The following is a 17,001-nucleotide window of genomic DNA, read 5'->3' as shown; positions in this document are numbered from 1 at the left end:
CGGCGGCGTCATGGGAGTCAAGGGCGACTTGAGGGACCATCTGGAGAATGGCTACACGTTCTCCGCGATCGTCTACCACACCGACGCCTACTGGGGTGTCAACCTACCCACCGCCGTCCAGCCCGTTCGGAACGACGGGCTTGCTGGTCCGCAGGACGACGGCAACTACCGCTACTACGCCGGCCCGGTGCGTTGGATCACGTGGATGTACGAATCCTGGGCGAGTGCCTGGGTCAATGGCGAGTACCTGGTCTGGCACGCCTAACGAGCGTGCATGGTCGGCGGGACGGTGACTCGTGCGTGATCACCAGCGATCGGAGGAAGCCCGTGGGCGCCGGCGCAAAGCAAGAAGTCCCGCCGAGGTCATCGAGTACCTCGGCGCCATCAGGCAGACCGGGATCATCAACGGCACCGACATCCGCGTGCGGCGGCCGACCGCGGGACGCAAGGACCGGCGAAGCCCACCAGGCCGGTGACGGCGATGAAGTAGCGGGCGCCTACGACCTCTTGGGGCATTCGCCGGTCCAGGAGGCGTTCCGCCGGGACACCGCCGGCCGCGTCGTCGAACACTGACAGGAAGTGAGGAAGGTCCATATGAGCCAGCACGCCATCGCGTACGTACACAGCAGGAACATCGCCGACGAGACGGCCCGGCGCGTGTTCCTGGCCGTCGCCGAGCAGAGCAAGGGGGAGGGCGACATCCTCGGCCTGAACCTGTGGGACACCGACATCCCCGTGCTCGCCCAGCGGGCCGGCCTCGACGCGGACGAGTTCCGCCGCCAACTGCGCACCCTCAAGCAGCACGTGCGGATGGACGTCCTCGAGCACTCCAACGGCCTGTGGGAGATCGTCTACGGGCCGACGTACACCCGGCCGCCCCGGCTACGGCCGCCCCGGCCGGTTACCCAGAACGCACTCCGCCCCGGTCCGCAGGCGTTCTGGATGCCGGGCTGGGATCGCTACAGCATCTGGGGCTACGACGAAGGACTGGGCTGCCTGTACGCCCAGCTCTTCGCGAACCAGGACGACCCCGATGCCGCGCCCCGCATCTGGATCACCCCGCCCGGATACGAGCTCCACACCGTAGACGAACTCGCGGCGGCCATATCCGAGGCGCTGACCCCGTACGTACCGGTGCGGGTGCTACCCGAGGTCGTCACGTCCTGGCTGACGACCCCGCCACGTTGAGTCACCCGCGGCGTGTCGATCCACGACGGCACGAAGCGCACCGTCAACCCTGACAAGGGCATCGACTCGATCGCCCCGGACGAGCCGGGGGTTGGGCTGCCGGCCCCCGAACGGGATGTGTGAGACTCCTCTCGAATGATCATTCGGGGGGAGTTTCGCGTTGAACGCGTTCTTGAAGAGGGTCTGGATCGGCCTGGCCACGGCTTTGATCGTGAGTCTGGCTGCCGTGGTCCTGCCGGACCAGGTACAGATCGACGACCACGGCCGCGTGCACCTGGGCGCGCCCTTGGCCAAGCCGTCCGGATCCGCGTCGGCACCCGCGCCGGAGCCTGAACCCACGTCGCCACCCCTCACGCGGGACGAGGTGGACGAAGTGATCCGGACGGCGGTCCGCGCGGCGGGCCTTGACACGGAGCAGGGCAAGTCGACGGTCCCGGCCGGGTCCAACCTGAACAGGACGGGTTGGATGGCCGTCCGGGAGAAGGGCGCCGCACAGTCCGAAATGAAGGCGATCTGCGCGGACTTGGAGCGCCAGGGCTGGGTGCTGAACCCGAACGGCGACGGCGCGGACCTCTCCCGCAGCTACAAGCGCGGGGGCTGGTACCTGCTGGTGAGCACGCGCGGGGAGACCAAGGCACCGTCCAACGCCCTGAGCGGCTCGCAGACCTACCTGACCATGACCGGGCTCCAGCTCAACCTGTCCGACATACCGCTCCCGGAGGTCACCCTCCGCCTGCGCTGACCAGTTACAGCAAAGCCCACACACCGTCCTCGGCCCTCGTCGGCGCGATCACGACAGCCCGAGCCGCGGGTCGGCCGGTCTTCGAAGGGGTGTCCTTCCGGCGCGGCCCGGTCCGTGAAGGGCGACCGGGCCTCCACTGAGAGGCACCCTACTGTCCGGTTGCCTCCCGGCTGAGGGTGAGGGCGGGCTACTGCGTCAGTGCGTCGATCGCCTGCTCGGCCATCTGGATACCGACCGTTGCAGCCACGGTGGATCCAGCTGCCAGCAACCGATCCTTGATCTGACCGGCTAGCAGGCGCAGTCGGCTCACCTGGGGAGCATCCGACGTGGCTTCCACGTGCAGTTCCTGGGTGACGCGCTCCAGCTCCACACGATCCGGATCGTCCATGCCCAGAGCGCTGCTGACCTGGCCCACGTATCCGGCCAGTTGGAGGAAGGCTCTCGGGTCGATGCCGGTTGTGTTGTTCTGGATGAAGTTCTGCTGCTCGCCCACGATGACCCCGTGCGCGTTCGGCAAATAGGTGTTGTAGACGACCGGGGCGCGACGTTTGCCCTGACCGGAGGCTTCCGCGTATTCCGGCATCAGTTCCAGTACTTCCACAAGGTAGTTGACGGCAATCGCGGTGTAGGCCTGTGTGACGAGCGGGCCGTGTTCACGGCAGTATGTACGCGCTGACCGGTGGCTGTGTCTGCAGGCATCTGCGCGGCCGTCGGCACGAGGGACACCCGGCAAGACCACCACCGCTAACGACTGGTGACAAGGTTCCTGTTGGTACCCCATGATGGCAGCCCTTCGTGCTGGCACAGGTGGCGGACATCGCGGTCACGTGACGTCTCTCCCGACCAGCCACACAGGGCTGAAGGTCCGCCATGGCCTGCGCAGCTTCAGTCAGTGGCCTCTGCCAGGATGCCCTGTCAGTGACTTGGTCAAGAGAGCCTGCCGGCGGCGCGGGTGCGCACCATGGCCACGACGGCGTCCTGCTTGGTCCGCCGTCTGGTCTCGCCACCGAGACGGCGGCCGGCCCGGTTCGTGTCCCCCACCGGAGGTAATCGCGCCCTGGGATCCGGGCTGACGTCCGGTGACTGCGCCTGTCAGCTTGCTGCCCGGAGTACGGCTGCCACGATCGGTCCGGCCGACGAGGCGCCCGTTTCGCCGCCGCGCACGACTGCGGCCGCGGCGATGTCGTTGCGGTAGGCGGTGAACCATCCGTTGTTGGCTGCCCCGTCGACTTCGGCGGTGCCGGTCTTCGCGCCGACGTCTCCGTCCATCCCGGTCAGCGCGGGAGCGGCCGTGCCGCTCTGAGCCGTGTGCCGCATCATGTCGCGAAGCCCGCGGGCCACGCCGTCGTCGAGGGGACGTGCGGTGGCGAGTTGCCGGGGTTCGTCCCCGACCGGAACGAGAACGGGCTGTTTGAAGCTGCCGTGTTGGACGGTGGCGGCGATGGAGGCGACATTGAGTGCGTTCATCTGGACGGTGCCCTGGCCGATCGCGGTCGCGGCCTTCTCGCCCGGGCCGTCTGGGGCAGCTACGCTGCCGTCCGCCGTGGGTATTCCGACCTTCCAGTCCTTCCCGATTCCGAAGACATCTCGCGCCAAGCTGGGCAGCGTATCGGTGTCCAGCCGGTCGTTGAGCGCCACGAACGTGGTGTTGCACGACATCGCGAAGGCCTCTTTCAACGTGGCACCGGGCAGGTCGCCACCGTGCGCATTGCGGAAGGCCCGGCCCGATACCGTGGCGACGGCCGGGCATCCGGCGGCCTGGTCCGGCGTGACGAGGCCGGCTTCGAGCAGGGCGGCCGCTGTGACGATCTTGAAGGTGGAGCCGGGTGCCTGCCGCCCCTGTGCGGCCGCGTTGAACTCCCCGCCGCCCGAGTTGGCCATGGCGAGGATCTCACCGGTGGACGGCTTGAGCGCTACCACCGAGGCTCCGGGCCGGCCGCGCACTGCCTCCTCGGCTGCCCGCTGCACACCGGCGTCGAGAGTCGTACGCACGGTGACCGGCTTGCCCCCGCCCGGCTCGAAGAGGGGGACGGCATCCGTGCCGCCCGGTCCCTCCGCCCACACGGAGATGCCGGTCTCACCGGCGTAGCGGGCCCGGAGCTGGTCGAGTACTGCGGCCAAGCCTGGGTACTGCTCCTTGGTCATCGGCTGTCCCTGTCGGTCCTGGCTCTCGAAGCGTGCCGAACCGGCAGGCTTCGCCTTCAGCTTCTGTCCCTTGCCGAGACGGGGATGAACCACGGCCGGACTCCAGTCGACCAGTGGCGCACCGGTCCGTCGGCCCAGTACCACCTTCAGCCGCGAGTCGTACTCCCAGACGGCCTTCCTCTTACCCGACCTCACCGTGGCCCTGACCCGGACGGGCAGGAAGTCCCCCTCGCGCGGGCCGGTGTTGAACTTCACCTGCTCGACCTGCGCGTCCCGGCGGAAGGAACGCATCGCCAGCGCGGCTGCACCGGGATCGTTCGTGAGGCCGGACGCCGCCTCGATGTTGCCCGAGGACCACATGTCCAGGAAGGCGTGGACCGTTTCGTCGGCAACGGCTTCGGACACGGCGGGCCTGGCGGAATGGGGACCCCACGCGCCCAGGGCAGTGCCGACGTTGTACACCCCGATACCGGTGACCGTGAAAACGGTGGCGATGGCGGAGCCCACGAATATCCTCTTCACGCCGCAGCGCATTGTTCTTCTCCAACGGTTTCGTAGTAACAGCTGCGTATGAGAGGGGAGCTGCCGCACTCAGGCAGCCGCCGCGAGAGTTTTCCCCGTGCGTCCAGCTGAGCTCGGGCGCCCCTCGAGATGAAGGCAGGCCAATTGGGTCTGCGCCTCTCGGGTTAGATGTTGCGCGCCCGACGGAGGATTTCCTTGCGCTGTGCGGAACGCTCCGCCCCAGGGCAGGCGTGGCCTCCCCAACTATGGCCACCCATCAGATGAGTCCCCAGCCCACTGCCCTCGGGGCTCTCCGCGATCGTGTCGGGCCAGCCGTGCTCCGCCGCCCCCCACGCATAGATGCGTGCGACGGCATCCACCTGAGCCTCGGTCAGGGGCTGGGCCGCGAATCCGGCGGTCTCCACAGATGCCCACGACGAGTTGCCGGCCACCTGGGTCCATGCCTGGTCGAGGACGGAGACGTACTGCTCTATTTCCCCCTCAAGGGAAACCCAGAAGTGCGAGGAACTGCGCTGCTGCGGCTCGGAGAACTGCTGATACAGAGATCCCTTGCCCTCCTGCACGTGGAGGATGAGCCCGCGTTGGGCGTCGCGTTCACCGACGGAGAAATTCAGCAGAATGGGCTTGGTGGTAGCACCAGGCATCCACCCCTTCTCGGCCGTGACTGCTCGCACCGGTGCTTCTGTCAATTCCCCCATGACCTCGGGCGCGTCGCTGTCGGACAGGACCCAGGAAGCTGCGGCGAGAAGGAGAGCAGTGCCGGTCACCAGTGCCCCGCGCCGAGTCGACGGCATTGCTCTGATCTTCTTTTGTTTTCTGTGCTTCATTTACTTTCTCCACCGTGGCGCCTGGCCTCACGGTCGGCCACATCCTGTTCGAAGGACGTCGCGGCAGCGTGCCCTGTGGGGCAGGGCATTCGGGCCGGATAGGGCCACCACGAAATGTGTGCGCTGGGAGCGTCGCGGGGTCCTGGGTGGGTAGGCCGTTGAGGACAGCGTTCCACTCAGTGCTGGTCAAGCTGGCCGTGCTGCGGGCGGGAGCGGGTGCCGAGCCGGCCGTGGACAGCGCGGTGGCAGCCGCGCCGAGCAGGGCGAGAACCATCGTGCCGGTCGTCAGCGCATTCTTGGTACGAGTCGTGAACGAACCCTCGCGCCGACGAGTGCAGAGCCTGCCGAAACCGGAGAACATAGTCGATCATTCCTTGGGGGAGCGAGGCGGACGCACCGCACGGTGGTGAAGCCGCTCCCAGCGCTGTGAGGTGCTGCCGCTCTTCACGTGGTCCGGCAGGTTGGATGGCTTGCACGGCGGACCCCGCTGAGTACTGCCGTTGCAGTCGGCAGTGCAATGCAGTGCAATGCAGTGCAGCGGACAGGCGAGGCCCGCTTGTTGTCGAAGTGGTTGGCCGCCAGCGTTCTACAGACGTTGGTCATCCAAGCTGCCATCTGGCCGGCCCGCTTCTTCCAGATGCCGGGCTTGATGGCGATGGCCTCATCCTCGATCCGCTTTTCGGCTGCGAACCAGGCGACGGCGACGTTCGTCTGCACCTTCCACTGGGCGTTGGCTGTGGCGAGTGCGATCTCCGGGTCACCGGGGGGCAGGACGGGGCTGCTTCAAAGGGAGGTTGAGGCAGCCGGAGGCGGAGAACACATCCGCTGGGAGCGTGTGCCCGTTGCCGGCCATGCAGGCAGACCAGGTCCGGAAGATGTCATGACTTTCTCTACCTCTTTTTCGTGCTTCACCCAAGGGATCCGCTGGTGATCACCACAGCATTCCAAGGGGATGCTCCGAGCTGACAGAGGACGAAGCCCTTTGGTCGGCTTCAGGTTTCGGTCGGACCGGGCGAGGCGAAACGGAGCATGGAGATGTTGCCCTGTAGACGTAGCGGTGCCTGCCCACGCGGATTGCTCCCCGTACCTGAGGGGATGCCCAGGATGTTGCCGACCACCGCTTCAAGGATTCTCTGCTTCCCCTGCCTGGTGGGGCCCACCGGACATCCGGTGGAGCCCGAAACAGGTCTGCCGCGCTCTTCGTAGACGGTCCCCGACCGGCCGAACAGATGAAATCGACCTCTTAGCGCCACGGATCCAGCCCGCCGCCTACCACGCCCACGTCGGCACCCCGGCGAACGCGCCTGCACCCCGCTGGAAACCTGGCGTATCCTCCGCCGGGCTCGATGCCCCACCAACCGCATCAGCCGCACCATCCCACCCTCCTCACCTGCCAATATTCAAGATGAAGGGACTCCATGGAGCCCTTTGTGACAGGTGGTACACCGTCAAACCTGAGAGGAATTCAGGATCGTTTGGCTTTCTGCCTAGCCGCTGAGACTGTTTCGCCTGTCTGTGCTGTCAGTGTTGATGTAAGGAGCATGAATGGGCAGGAAGATCCGGAGGGGTCGAAATTGGTACCCGGCTGCCATCGTCTCGGCGGTAGCCGCAGGTGCAGCTTTGGCTGCCGCGCCGTCAGCTCAGGCCGCCGATAGCCACGGTGGCGGGGCGAGTGAGGGTGGCATCGCACAAGCGGAAAACTTGCGTGACGCAGATCAGCCTGGGCACTGGGCTCCTGGGGCTTTGGAGCGCGATCCGTCGGGTGTGCCGTCGGGGCGGCGGGATTCTGGGCGTCCGAGTTATCCCGGGGATGAGGGGACGGGTCGGCCGAGTTACCCGTCGAATGAGGAAGACCGTCCGAGTTATCCTGCGGGTGGGGACACGGGCCGGCCCAGCTACCCGACTGAAAGCGCGAGTGCCATTCAAGCGTCGACGAACAAAAATGAGAAGGATGGCGGTCGAGGGACTGCGGACGTCCTCGCCCAGACGGGGTCCGATGCTGGCTTGCCGTTGGCTGCGGGCGGGATACTGGCGGCCATGGGTTCTGCTCTCGTCGTTCGGTCTGGCCGCCATCGGCGGCGCCGCTCCGCTTAAGGATCTACTCGGCGATTCAATTATATTCTGAAGCTCCGGACAGCCTGCCAGCCTCCGTTCAACGATACGGGTGCGGGACGGGCATTTGAGCGGACCTCGTGGGCAAGGCCCACATTGCCGGACTCTGCGGTATCGAAAATGCCGTGGATTCGGAAGGTTCAGCGCGGAGATACGTTTAGTAACAGACCCGGTTCCCATTTCCTGATGGAATGGGAACCGGGCTTGTCGGGCTGACGCCGTCCTGGAAGGTGGTCACCCTGTACTCTGCGGTGAAGGTGACACGGTAGGGCCCCTCATCGTTGGCGTGCTGATGCCACTCATCACAACGGCATTCCGAGGGGCCCTGTCGGTTCCGCGACGTGCACCGGCTCTTCCCGTCACGAGTTCCGCGTTTGACGACAGCCCGGTACGGGGTTGCACTGGATTCATGGACGCTGCGGCGACTCCGCCCTAGGGAGAGCAGCGATGACAACCACGGAAAGTTTCGCCCTTCTGCAGCCGTACAAGATCGCCGAGGAGACGTTCGTCATCCCGTGGGCCCTTGAGGCCCCGCCGGTCGGCCACTTCCCGATGAACTCGATGGTGATCCGGGGAGCGGAACCGACCCTCGTGGACACCGGGGCGCCCGCAGTGCGCGCCCAGTGGCTGGAGGCAGCCTGGTCCGTCGTGGATTCCCTGGACGTACAGTGGATCTTCCTCACCCACGACGACCGCGACCACGCCGGCAACCTCCTGGCGGTCCTCGCGGAATGCCCGAACGCGACCCTGCTGACGACGTGGTTCTCCATCGGCCGCATGGCTGAGGAGTGGGAGACTCCCATCAACCGGTGCCGTTTCATGACCGACGGCGACACGATCGACGCGGGCGACCGCACCCTGGTCGCCAAACGACCGCCTCTGTACGACAACCCCACAACCCGCGCCCTCTTCGACCCGAAGACCAACGTCCTGTGGGCCGTCGACACCTTCGCCACGAACGTGCCGACCCCCATGCCCGAAACAGCAGCGATGTCGCCAGACGAATTCCGCGACGGCCAGTTCTTCGGCGGGCGCCTGGTCTCCCCCTGGGTCGCCCTGCTGGACGCCCAAAAGTTCGGGACGGTCGTCACCGACTTCCAACACCTGAACGCCGAGGTTATCGCCGGCTGCCATTGCCCAGTCCTCCGTGGCCCCCAGATCCCCGAGGCCTACGACCTCCTCCGCCAGCTCCCCGAAATCCCACCGTGGACAGAGTTCACCCAGGCCGACCTGGACCAGTGGATGGAGGCTGCCGAGACCTCGGTTCCGCCGGAGCAGCCGCGGCCGTCCGGGACGTGAGTGGCGCTGACCCACGCGTGGAGATCTGCTGCACTCCGGCGCCTACGACCAGACCCGCTCGGCTGGGCCGTGTTCTAGGGCGTGTTTCAAAAGCGTCGGCCGGCCACCGATGTCATCGCCCGCTACGAGGCCATCGCATGCTCTGACGCGCCAATATGCACCAGTGCTATGTTCCGATCGGGGATCGAACGCAGGTTGCTGGGCACGGGGGCTGGGGTGGCTTTGCTGGAAGCGCTGATCACGACCGTTACTGGAGCGGCCTCGGCGACTGTCGGAGTGCTGGTGGGCGGGATCGTCACCAGACGGGGCCAGGACCATCAGTGGTCGCGGGATCAGCAACTGGTTGCCTACCAAGAACTCCTCAGCCACTACGCCAAATTCACGATGGTGATCAAGCGCGCACACGCCGACCATCGCGGCTGGGACTACGACTGGGCCGAGTGGAGCGCCGTTCTGACGCGGGTCAGCTTGATCGCTCCCGCCGAGGTCGCGGGAGAGGTCGACAGCTTTGGCGAGTCGGTCGACCGCTTCTTGGACCGCGTCGCGCGAGGAGTCGATCCAGTCCGTACGCCACTCGGCGAAGAGGAGTTCCGGGAGGCCAGCGCGGAGGTGGCTCAGGCGCAGATGCGACTGGTCAATGCGATGCGACGGTCGCTGGGAGGGGGACGGAAGGCGCTGACCTTCTGGATTGGAGGGTCGCACGCCGGCCCGGCAAGTCGCGGATCGCTGTAGCGATCACAGCCACTCGTTGATGACGGCGATGGTAACCGTGGCCTCGTAGCGGACGGCCAGCTTGTCGTACCTCGTGGCCACCGCCCGGTGGCGCTTGAGGCGGTTGATCCCGCACTCGACTGCGTGGCGCTCGCGGTAGTCGGCCTTGTCGAACTTCGGCGGGCGACCGCCGTGAGCGCCCAGCTTCTTGCGGTTGCGGATCTGGTCGGACTTCTCCGGAATCGTGCAGCGGATGCCGCGTCTGCGCAGGTAGCCGCGGTTGGCTCGGGACCCGTAGGCCTTGTCAGCCCTCACCCGGTGCGGGCGGCAGCGCGGCCTGCCGACACCCATACGCGGTACCCGGATGCGCTCCAGGACCGGCTGGAACTGGGGACTGTCGTGACGCTGGCCGGCGGTGACCAGGAAGGACAGCGGCTTCTGTCCGTGCTCGACCGCCAAGTGCACCTTCGTGGTCAGTCCACCGCGCGAGCGTCCGAGCCCGTGGTCGGCGGGCTCAAGTGCGACTCCGCCGGGTTTGTCCCGCTGCAGATCCCCCTTTTGCGGGCGCCTGCAGCATGCTGATGCGCCCGCGCGACGGTGGAGTCCACGCTCACGTCCCAGGTGATCAGACCTCTCGCGTCGGCTTCGGCCTGCAGCTGGGTGAGGATCCGGCTCCAGGTGCCGTCGCGCTGCCAGCGCCGGAAGAGGCCGTAGACGGTCTCCCACTCGCCGTAGCGTGCAGGAACGTCCCGCCAGGGCGCGCCGGTCCCCGTCCGCCAGCGTATGCCGTTGATCAGCTGCCGCTTCGACCAGACTGGAGGCCGCCCCGGCTTCTTGCCCACCGGCAACAACGGCTCCAGCCTGGCCCATTGCTCGCTCGTCAGATCTCCACGCCCCACGAGTGGATCATGACAGACCTTGATCCACTTATGAAACAGACCCTAGATCGGTGTTCCGTTCCACGTCTCACGCTGTGATGATCATGGTGTGGGGCGTGGGGATCTTTCTGATGAGCAGTGGTCGGTGCTGGAAGCGTTGTTGCCTGGGGTGGGTGTGAACCGCAGGTCCGGGAACCGGCGGCGGCTGGTCGATGGTGTGCGTTGGCGGGTGCCGACCGGTGTTCCGCGGCGCGATCTGCCGCGCGAGTACGGACCCTGGCAGACCGTCCATGGGCTGGTCCGGCGCTGGCAGCGCGAGGGCATATGGGCCCGGCTGCTGACCTTGTTGCAGGGGCGGGCGGATGCGGCCGGGCTGATCACGTGGGAGGTGAACGTCGACTCCACGGTCTGCCGGGCCCATCAGCATGCGGCTGGTGCCCGCCGGGACGGCGCCGGGCAGAAGGAGCCGCCCGGTGGGCTCGGGGTCGAGCCGGAGGATCACGGGCTGGGCCGGTCGCGGGGCGGGTTCACGACGAAGATTCATCTGGCGTGCGAGCAGGGTCAGGAGCCGTTGCCGGTTCTGGTAACGGCGGGTCAGCGGGGTGACAGTCCGCAGCGAGCCGGTCCTCGAAGCGATCAGGGTGCCCAAGCCGGGTGGTGATCGTCCGAGGCGCAAGCCGCTGCGGGTGCGTGGCGACAAGGCGTACTCCTCGCGCGCCAACCGTGCTTACCTGAGCAGACGCGGGATCCGTGGCACCATTGCGGAGCCGGCCGACCAGGTCCGCAACCGCAAGCGCCGTGGCCGCTCCGGAGGTCGGCCGCCGGCCTTCGACCGGGAGGACTCCACCAGTGGCTGTGAACCAGCGGCCGCCCATTCTGACACCGGCATCGGGCATCACGCACATGGGGAGGGTCCAGTGGCCGCCAGGTATTACTGCGCCGACAGTGAGAACGGCGACCACGTCGAAGTCCCGTCCGAGGACGCCCTGTTCATGCTGATCGGCGATCTGAACGGCACGGACAACACCTTCGTCGTCATTCAGCCCGACGAAGACGACCCCGCGTGGTTCGCCTCGTTCGCCGTTCTGGACGGGGGCGGATACGAGATCGTCCGCCGCGACACCACCCGCAGGGAACACGACGTCTTCGTCGAGACCAGCCCCGACCGCATCGCGGGCGACCTCACCAAATGGCTGGCCGGCCGCGCTTCCTAAAACACGGCCCAGCAGGACTTAAACCGCGACCACGCTCGCTTGCGAGCACCAGGCGAACGAGTCTTCGCCCCACTCAATACCCGATGCATCCGAGGCATCCCTTGTCGTGGTGTAGCCGAACAAGGTGCGGGCGTACGCGGGCGAATGTCCGGGGCGCACTTCTGACGCTTGCCGCTCCCTGACGCAAGGCAGGCAATCGCGTAACTCCTCCTGGCGAACGCCCCGTTTCACGATGAGGAGTAGGTGATGCTCCTGTCCCAGTCTGACCCAATACGGCGGCTGGAGTCACTGAGCGTTTTCTGCTTCGCCACCCCAGGGTGACGCCGTGGCCCTCGCTTGAGTCCTGGAAGCTCCTCGGCTGGGCCCGCCGAGCACAGTGGGTTGTCTGTGAAGAGTTGCGGGCGGTCACTCCGCTGAGGGGTCGACCCTGCGCTTCGAGGCGGAAGATGATCGTGGGGAGGGATGGAACACACGCTCGAAGTACCATCTCTGCAAGGGCCTCCGGCCGATATTCCCAACCTCCGCAGTGGCGTGGTCGGACGGAGACATCCCTGTAGAGAGGGGCGAGGACAGAGGACGATGAGTGTGGCTGAGAGTTGGTCGCGTGTGATGAGTCTTCTTCGGGAGCACGCGCCGGCCGATCACGCGGATCTGCCGGGGCCCGCTACGGAGCAGATGCTCGCGGCAGCCGAAGAACGGATGAGGATCTCCCTGCATGGGGACCTGCGGACGTGGCTGTTGCAGAACAATCTGGATCTGCCGGAGGAAGATTTCGACGACGACGTGATGTGCTGCGGCTTCGACGGGTTCCCCGACGAGGGAAGCTTCTTCCTGGGTATCCGGGCGATGGAGAGGCTTTACGCGAACCGCTCCACGCCCTGCGGATTCGACCCTCCGGACCAGCCGGACTACCCGTTCTGGCGTAACGAGTGGATCCCGTTCCTGTCGGACCGGGACGGCTGGAGTGGAAAGTTCATCGATGTGCGGGACGGGCGTGTCGGCAGCTGGTTCGTGGGTGAGAACTCGGTCACGGGCAAGTACGAGTCGATGGCCCACTATTTCGACTCCGTGGCGGAGACGCTGACGAGGATCGCCGATGGAAGCTGCCCAGTCTGTCGGTTCACCGAAGGTCGACTTGTCTGGTCGTGAGACGGTCATCCGGTTGGGGCTGCAGCGGGCCCGGCGGAGGATCTGCCAGGACTTGAGTCGCGCGATGCTTTCTTCGACCGGTGCTCGTGCCGCTGACAGGGCTCGGTTGATCGTCCGCTGGGTTGTGGTGAGGTCCCGGCCGGGAAGCCGTCTGATAGGTGTGGTCACCCAGGAGCCGGCCCCGATGTAGGCGCGGTCGGCGAGCACGGGCACGCCCTGGAGTTCGCAGATCCGGATGGTGCGGTGGGCGCGGGCCGCGACCAGGTCGTGAATGCGGCCGGGCAGCGCGGATGAGATCCACAGCAGCTTGCCGGTGGGATCGGCCACGACCTGCACGTTAACGCCGTGACGGCGGTGCTTCCGGGAGAAGTCGGCCCGGCTGCAGCCGACCCGGTCGCACTCGGCGAGCGTCCCGTCGAGCAGGACGTGATCGGGAGCCGTCTCGCCCGCAGCAGGCCGGGTGCCCGGCGGGCAGGTGCTCGACGACGGCCTTGACGTAGGCGTGGGCGGTCCCGACGGATATGCCGAACCCGGCGGCGATCTGCGCGAGCGTCTCGTGCTGGCGAAGGCAGACCAGGCCGACGAGGGCGCGCTGGTGGGGCGGGAGCTTGCAGCGGCGGTCACCCTCACGGGTGACGATGAGTATCGATACCCACTCGACCAGAGCATGAGGCAGGTCGAGTGCGGCAGGACGGGCAACCAACGAGGCTCCTGTGCTGTCGAGTTGAGACGTCGAGCATCTCTCTCAACGGCACGGAGCCTCGTGAGTCGCGCGACGCTGGCCCGTCACCCGATCAGCGGCCACTCTGAAAGAGCTCACTACTCTCGTCCGACGGAATCGATCATGCCCGCAGCGTGGCTGAGCGGATGCTCCAGGAACTGATCGAGGCTGGGGTGAGCGCGCACATCGGTGCAGGCTGGAACCAGCACACCGCGTCACGGACGGCCCTGCGTAACGGCCATCGGGACAAGACCCTGATCACACCGGCCGGGACGGGCACGGGGGAGTGGGGCCGACCAGGAACTTCGCCTGCTCTCTACTTGCTGGAGCCATGCGAGCCGGCGCACGAGCCGGACCGCTACGCGCCCGGTGCCCGGTACTGAACTCGTTCGGCTCTGCGCAGGGCATCCAAGGTTTCATCGACGGTCAGGAGGACCGTCGTCTCGAACGAGCTAAGTGCGCCGCCTCCACTGATCGCCAGCGCAACCGCCGCCATGGACACGTTGTCGGGGGCCTCCCACAGGTTGTAGCCGTCGTGCGTGCCGAAGGCGTACCAGAAGCCGTGGAGCTTCCCGCCGACGGACTCGATGTACGCCTGGGCGGCCCTTGCGCGGTCCTCGGGGCGGACGATCAGCCTCGCCCAAGTCTCCGGTGTGTAGCTGAACCTCGACAGATAGAGCGGCATTATGTCTCCCTTTCGTTTCACGAAGGGATGCCCCGGCGGGGCGGGAGACGCGCCGGATGCAGCGCGTGCATCCCCCGAACGGGCTGGGGATTCCAGGTCCTGGCCAGGGGCGCCCTTGCTCTTGCCGACCAGGGTTCCGCGCTCGTCAGGTCCCGTAGGCCCGCTTCGGCAGGACGGTCTTCTCGTCCGCGCCGTGGATGTGGGTGCCGTCGAACGTCCAGCGGTAGGCGCGGCTGGAGCCGCGGCCGGCGCCGGTGCTGTACGGCGCCGCCATCACCTCCAACGAGTCCCTCTCCAAACCCGTGCGAGGTGCCGCCTGCACAGCACGGGTTTAAAACGGATAGGCAGGGCATCAGGCCGGACGTAATCTGCGGGCTGTGACGGTGAGGTACGTGTTGGACGGCAGCAAGGTGAAGACGCTGGAGGACTTCTGGCAGGTCGCTGGCGAGAGCATCGGCTGCGGCGGTTACTTCGGCCGGAATCTTGATGCCTTCGCTGACTGCCTCCGCGGTGGCTTCGGGACGCCGGACGACGGCGACTTCATGATCGAGTGGCGTGATCACGAAGCCTCCCGCCAGCATCTGGAATATCCGGAGACTGCTCGGCAGCTCGAGATGTGGCTTGCCCGCTGTCATCCGACGCATAGGGCACCCATGGCCGCCAGACTGGCGGAAGCCCGCGCTGGACGTGGCCCGACCGCCTTCGACTGGCTGGTTGAGATCATTGAAGAAGAACTGCCGGGGGGCCTGCGCCTTCGTTAGCCAGGCGGCGGGTCACGGAGGCGGCAGGCGGCCTTCGTCGATGTGGTCGGCGACCTATGCAGCCAGCTACCTCCCAAAAACTCGTGGACAAAGCCAGCCCGCGCTGACGCGCCACTCGATGAGCAGCGGATCGTCGAGGCGGACGGCGTCGGGGTCCAGGCCGGCCCGCCGCAGGAGCTTCAACAAGTCGGCGGGGCGCGCGGCCGAGGATCTCGCCGTCGCAGCGGACGCGGCGCTGGCCCTGGGCATCGGGCGGGTAAACGACCACGCGCCGGGCAGGGCTGATCTCCCCACCGTGCCGAGTGCCGGTCATTCCAGCACTCCCGGATGCAGGCGGGCACGACTTCGGTCAGCAGCCGCCGTATCTGGTCCGGGGTGGCCAGGGCGCAGCGGATGTCCCAGCAGTCTCCGGCGCGCTGTCGGACCGGGGGCCGGCCGTTGCCGATTCCGCGCTCGATGAGCCATGCGGGCGACTCTCTTGGCGGCCGTCGGGACGCGGCGAGGGCCTCGCGTTCCTCGGCGGCGGCCAGTCCTTCTCGGTCCGGTCGAGCTCGGCGCTCAGGTAGGTGACCAGCGTCCGCAGCCGGGGGAGGTCCGGCGGCAGGACAGCCATGACTCAGCCCCCGTACTGCGCCTGCCGGGCGGCCCTGCATGGCGTGTTTTCCGGCAGTCTGGCGGCCGCGGCCCCCGGGCCATCCGTGGATCGACGTGCGGTTCGCGGCGTCGTCGGGGTCGCGTGACGTCCTGAACGCCGTCCTGGTCCGCCCCGAGCTGGTCGCGGAGGTCGGCGCCGACCGGGCCGTCGACCAGGGCGGGATCTTCCGCCACTCGCTGTGCTTGCGACGGCTGCGCATGGACGTGACGTGACCGTGGACGAGTCCCGCAGTTCGGGACGGGTTGGTTGCGGGCTGAAGCGGTAGGTCGCCCCGAGCGCCTCTGGCAAGATCAGCTTGTGGCTGGACATTCGGTAACCCTGGGCAGAATCGAGCTCGCAGACTGGTGGGCTGTCCACTCCTGGGCCTCCCTCGATGAGGTCTGCCGCTTCCAGACTTGGGGTCCGAACTCCGAAGAGCAGACGTGCGAGTTCGTGACGACTGCGGTCGAGGCGTGGTCACACATCCCTCAAAACCGGTTCGCTTATGTAGCACGTGTCGGTGGCGACGCAGTCGGCATGGGGGAGCTTCACGTTCGAAGCCGAGGACAACGCCAAGGCGAGATCACCTATGCGGTGCATCCTCGGGTTTGGGGACAGGGTGTGGGAACGGCGATCGCCAGGGAACTGCTGGCGCGAGGGTTCGAAGATCTTGGGCTCCACCGCGTCTATGCCACCTGTGACCCGCGGAACCGCGGGTCGGCGCGGGTGCTCAGCAAGCTTGGCATGACGCGAGAGGGGCGTCTCCGTCACACCGCACTGATCCGGGACGGTTGGCGGGACTCCGACATATTCGGCATCCTCGAACACGAGTGGCGGGCGGTCACCCCGCTCTCTCAGCCACCTACGGGATGACTTGTTCGTTTCGGGGTGCGGGTGACGTTCCGTGGCGGAGACCAGGCGCAGGGAGGCCGTCCAGGCTGGCGGTGCCGGCAGTCGGAGGTCTGCTCGTACGAGCCGGCCGCGTCGGAAACCCGCCGCCCTCGGTCAGCGAGGGCCAGGGCCGTTGCGCGGTCGCCGCGGAGGGCCGCGGTGTGGGCTTTGCCGTAGATGGCGTTGAGCAGGCCGAGCGACGGCCGCTCGCAGAGGGCCAGGGGCTGGTCGGCGAGGAGGTCGGCACCATCGAGGGCGGCGCCCTCGTAGCCGAGGGCGATGGCGGCCCGGCCCCGCACCCACAGCCGGGCGGCCGGGTCCCCGGACTCGTCGGACGCGCTCGCGGCCACGCGGTACCAGCGCACGGCGGCGGCCCCTTCGGATCCGGGAAACGTCTCGGCGTACGTCTGCATCAGCCGGGCGGCCGCCGACCACAGGCGAGGCTGGTCGAGTTGCTGCTGGATGACGACGAGTTCGCCGGCGCCGCGGCGCCGGATGTCGGCTGTGCCCATGGACCGGTAG

At 67.2% G+C, this 17,001-nt stretch carries 20 protein-coding genes and 1 pseudogene; 12 read left to right on the top strand and 9 right to left on the bottom strand.

What is annotated here, in order from left to right; all coding sequences use genetic code 11:
- Positions 1-28: 28 nt before the first annotated feature.
- From ACFTXQ_RS12970 to ACFTXQ_RS12960, 3 genes are all read left to right on the top strand, one after another.
- Positions 29-265: a hypothetical protein gene (locus ACFTXQ_RS12970; protein ID WP_382639461.1), complete on the top strand. Its 237-nt coding sequence runs from the start codon at positions 29-31 to the stop codon at positions 263-265.
- A 329-nt stretch (positions 266-594) separates the two neighbouring features.
- Complete coding sequence (locus ACFTXQ_RS12965; RefSeq protein WP_382639458.1) at positions 595-1,188, top strand: hypothetical protein; 594 nt, start codon at positions 595-597, stop codon at positions 1,186-1,188.
- 211 nt (positions 1,189-1,399) lie between these two features.
- Positions 1,400-1,930 (top strand): hypothetical protein, encoded by a 531-nt coding sequence (locus tag ACFTXQ_RS12960; protein ID WP_382639455.1) that lies wholly within the window; start codon positions 1,400-1,402, stop codon positions 1,928-1,930.
- Between the two features lie 187 nt (positions 1,931-2,117).
- On the opposite strand, the gene ACFTXQ_RS12955 is transcribed toward ACFTXQ_RS12960, so the two are convergent.
- The 4 genes from ACFTXQ_RS12955 to ACFTXQ_RS12940 form a co-directional block, all read right to left on the bottom strand.
- Positions 2,118-2,711: a hypothetical protein gene (locus tag ACFTXQ_RS12955; RefSeq protein WP_382639452.1), complete on the bottom strand. Its 594-nt coding sequence runs from the start codon at positions 2,709-2,711 to the stop codon at positions 2,118-2,120.
- 311 nt (positions 2,712-3,022) lie between these two features.
- Entirely contained in the window at positions 3,023-4,609 is a 1,587-nt protein-coding gene (locus ACFTXQ_RS12950) for a penicillin-binding transpeptidase domain-containing protein (RefSeq protein WP_382639449.1), read from the bottom strand.
- A 152-nt stretch (positions 4,610-4,761) separates the two neighbouring features.
- Positions 4,762-5,424, bottom strand: coding sequence for an N-acetylmuramoyl-L-alanine amidase (locus tag ACFTXQ_RS12945; protein ID WP_382639447.1), 663 nt, complete (start codon positions 5,422-5,424; stop codon positions 4,762-4,764).
- Between the two features lie 444 nt (positions 5,425-5,868).
- Positions 5,869-6,141: a hypothetical protein gene (locus ACFTXQ_RS12940; RefSeq protein WP_382639444.1), complete on the bottom strand. Its 273-nt coding sequence runs from the start codon at positions 6,139-6,141 to the stop codon at positions 5,869-5,871.
- A gap of 1,842 nt (positions 6,142-7,983) precedes the next feature.
- Between ACFTXQ_RS12940 and ACFTXQ_RS12935 the strand changes: the two genes are divergently transcribed.
- Both ACFTXQ_RS12935 and ACFTXQ_RS12930 read left to right on the top strand, forming a co-directional pair.
- Positions 7,984-8,835: an MBL fold metallo-hydrolase gene (locus ACFTXQ_RS12935; RefSeq protein WP_382639441.1), complete on the top strand. Its 852-nt coding sequence runs from the start codon at positions 7,984-7,986 to the stop codon at positions 8,833-8,835.
- 216 nt (positions 8,836-9,051) lie between these two features.
- Complete coding sequence (locus tag ACFTXQ_RS12930; protein ID WP_382639438.1) at positions 9,052-9,567, top strand: hypothetical protein; 516 nt, start codon at positions 9,052-9,054, stop codon at positions 9,565-9,567.
- A 3-nt stretch (positions 9,568-9,570) separates the two neighbouring features.
- Here ACFTXQ_RS12930 and ACFTXQ_RS12925 read toward each other — a convergent pair.
- Positions 9,571-10,445 (bottom strand): IS5 family transposase gene (locus tag ACFTXQ_RS12925; protein WP_382639435.1). Its coding sequence is split into 2 segments (ribosomal slippage): positions 9,571-10,098 and positions 10,101-10,445, totalling 873 coding nucleotides; the frame shifts between segments, so codons are not numbered across the junction.
- Between the two features lie 88 nt (positions 10,446-10,533).
- On the opposite strand from ACFTXQ_RS12925, the gene ACFTXQ_RS12920 reads away from it, so the two are divergent.
- The 3 genes from ACFTXQ_RS12920 (at position 10,534) to ACFTXQ_RS12910 (ending at position 12,787) form a co-directional block, all read left to right on the top strand.
- The gene (locus ACFTXQ_RS12920; protein ID WP_382639432.1) at positions 10,534-11,085 is read left to right on the top strand and encodes an IS5 family transposase; all 552 of its coding nucleotides are present in this window, start codon (positions 10,534-10,536) and stop codon (positions 11,083-11,085) included.
- A 256-nt stretch (positions 11,086-11,341) separates the two neighbouring features.
- Entirely contained in the window at positions 11,342-11,638 is a 297-nt protein-coding gene (locus ACFTXQ_RS12915; protein ID WP_382639429.1) for a hypothetical protein, read from the top strand.
- A gap of 579 nt (positions 11,639-12,217) precedes the next feature.
- Entirely contained in the window at positions 12,218-12,787 is a 570-nt protein-coding gene (locus ACFTXQ_RS12910) for an SMI1/KNR4 family protein (RefSeq protein ID WP_382639426.1), read from the top strand.
- On the opposite strand, the pseudogene ACFTXQ_RS12905 reads toward ACFTXQ_RS12910, so the two are convergent.
- Positions 12,788-13,490 (bottom strand): annotated as a pseudogene (locus ACFTXQ_RS12905) (transposase family protein); the annotation flags it as partial. It lies immediately after the preceding gene.
- A gap of 134 nt (positions 13,491-13,624) precedes the next feature.
- On the opposite strand from ACFTXQ_RS12905, the gene ACFTXQ_RS12900 reads away from it, so the two are divergent.
- Positions 13,625-13,891, top strand: a complete 267-nt coding sequence (locus ACFTXQ_RS12900; protein WP_382639750.1) for a transposase — start codon at positions 13,625-13,627, stop codon at positions 13,889-13,891.
- On the opposite strand, the gene ACFTXQ_RS12895 is transcribed toward ACFTXQ_RS12900, so the two are convergent.
- Both ACFTXQ_RS12895 and ACFTXQ_RS12890 read right to left on the bottom strand, forming a co-directional pair.
- On the bottom strand, positions 13,867-14,193 hold the full coding sequence (locus tag ACFTXQ_RS12895; protein ID WP_382639423.1) for a GYD domain-containing protein: 327 nt from the start codon (positions 14,191-14,193) through the stop codon (positions 13,867-13,869). The two genes, ACFTXQ_RS12900 and ACFTXQ_RS12895, sit on opposite strands and share 25 nt — an antisense overlap.
- A gap of 145 nt (positions 14,194-14,338) precedes the next feature.
- On the bottom strand, positions 14,339-14,467 hold the full coding sequence (locus ACFTXQ_RS12890) for a hypothetical protein (RefSeq protein ID WP_382639420.1): 129 nt from the start codon (positions 14,465-14,467) through the stop codon (positions 14,339-14,341).
- Positions 14,468-14,570: 103 nt separating this feature from the next.
- On the opposite strand from ACFTXQ_RS12890, the gene ACFTXQ_RS12885 reads away from it, so the two are divergent.
- The 3 genes from ACFTXQ_RS12885 (at position 14,571) to ACFTXQ_RS12875 (ending at position 16,461) form a co-directional block, all read left to right on the top strand.
- On the top strand, positions 14,571-14,954 hold the full coding sequence (locus tag ACFTXQ_RS12885) for a barstar family protein (protein ID WP_382639417.1): 384 nt from the start codon (positions 14,571-14,573) through the stop codon (positions 14,952-14,954).
- Positions 14,955-15,662: 708 nt separating this feature from the next.
- Positions 15,663-15,821, top strand: coding sequence for a hypothetical protein (locus tag ACFTXQ_RS12880; protein WP_382639414.1), 159 nt, complete (start codon positions 15,663-15,665; stop codon positions 15,819-15,821).
- 85 nt (positions 15,822-15,906) lie between these two features.
- The gene (locus ACFTXQ_RS12875; RefSeq protein WP_382639411.1) at positions 15,907-16,461 is read left to right on the top strand and encodes a GNAT family N-acetyltransferase; all 555 of its coding nucleotides are present in this window, start codon (positions 15,907-15,909) and stop codon (positions 16,459-16,461) included.
- Here the strand turns inward: ACFTXQ_RS12875 and ACFTXQ_RS12870 are convergent.
- On the bottom strand, positions 16,443-16,991 hold the full coding sequence (locus ACFTXQ_RS12870; protein ID WP_382639409.1) for a hypothetical protein: 549 nt from the start codon (positions 16,989-16,991) through the stop codon (positions 16,443-16,445). The genes ACFTXQ_RS12875 and ACFTXQ_RS12870 overlap by 19 nt on opposite strands.
- Positions 16,992-17,001: the final 10 nt, after the last annotated feature.

Origin of the sequence: Streptomyces sp. NPDC057010, assembly GCF_042673805.1 — a bacterium.
GTDB lineage: Bacteria > Actinomycetota > Actinomycetes > Streptomycetales > Streptomycetaceae > Streptomyces.
The sequence above is the reverse complement of the archived record's forward strand: the minus strand, read 5'-3'. Positions and strand labels throughout refer to the sequence as shown.

Coding starts and splice junctions, on each gene's coding strand:
- ACFTXQ_RS12895 (WP_382639423.1), bottom strand. CDS start 14,193: ATGCCGCTCTATCTGTCGAGGTTCAGCTACACACCGGAGACTTGGGCG.
- ACFTXQ_RS12890 (WP_382639420.1), bottom strand. CDS start 14,467: ATGGCGGCGCCGTACAGCACCGGCGCCGGCCGCGGCTCCAGCCGCGCC.
- ACFTXQ_RS12870 (WP_382639409.1), bottom strand. CDS start 16,991: ATGGGCACAGCCGACATCCGGCGCCGCGGCGCCGGCGAACTCGTCGTC.
- ACFTXQ_RS12935 (WP_382639441.1), top strand. CDS start 7,984: ATGACAACCACGGAAAGTTTCGCCCTTCTGCAGCCGTACAAGATCGCC.
- ACFTXQ_RS12945 (WP_382639447.1), bottom strand. CDS start 5,424: ATGAAGCACAGAAAACAAAAGAAGATCAGAGCAATGCCGTCGACTCGG.
- ACFTXQ_RS12950 (WP_382639449.1), bottom strand. CDS start 4,609: ATGCGCTGCGGCGTGAAGAGGATATTCGTGGGCTCCGCCATCGCCACC.
- ACFTXQ_RS12955 (WP_382639452.1), bottom strand. CDS start 2,711: ATGGGGTACCAACAGGAACCTTGTCACCAGTCGTTAGCGGTGGTGGTC.
- ACFTXQ_RS12910 (WP_382639426.1), top strand. CDS start 12,218: ATGAGTGTGGCTGAGAGTTGGTCGCGTGTGATGAGTCTTCTTCGGGAG.
- ACFTXQ_RS12965 (WP_382639458.1), top strand. CDS start 595: ATGAGCCAGCACGCCATCGCGTACGTACACAGCAGGAACATCGCCGAC.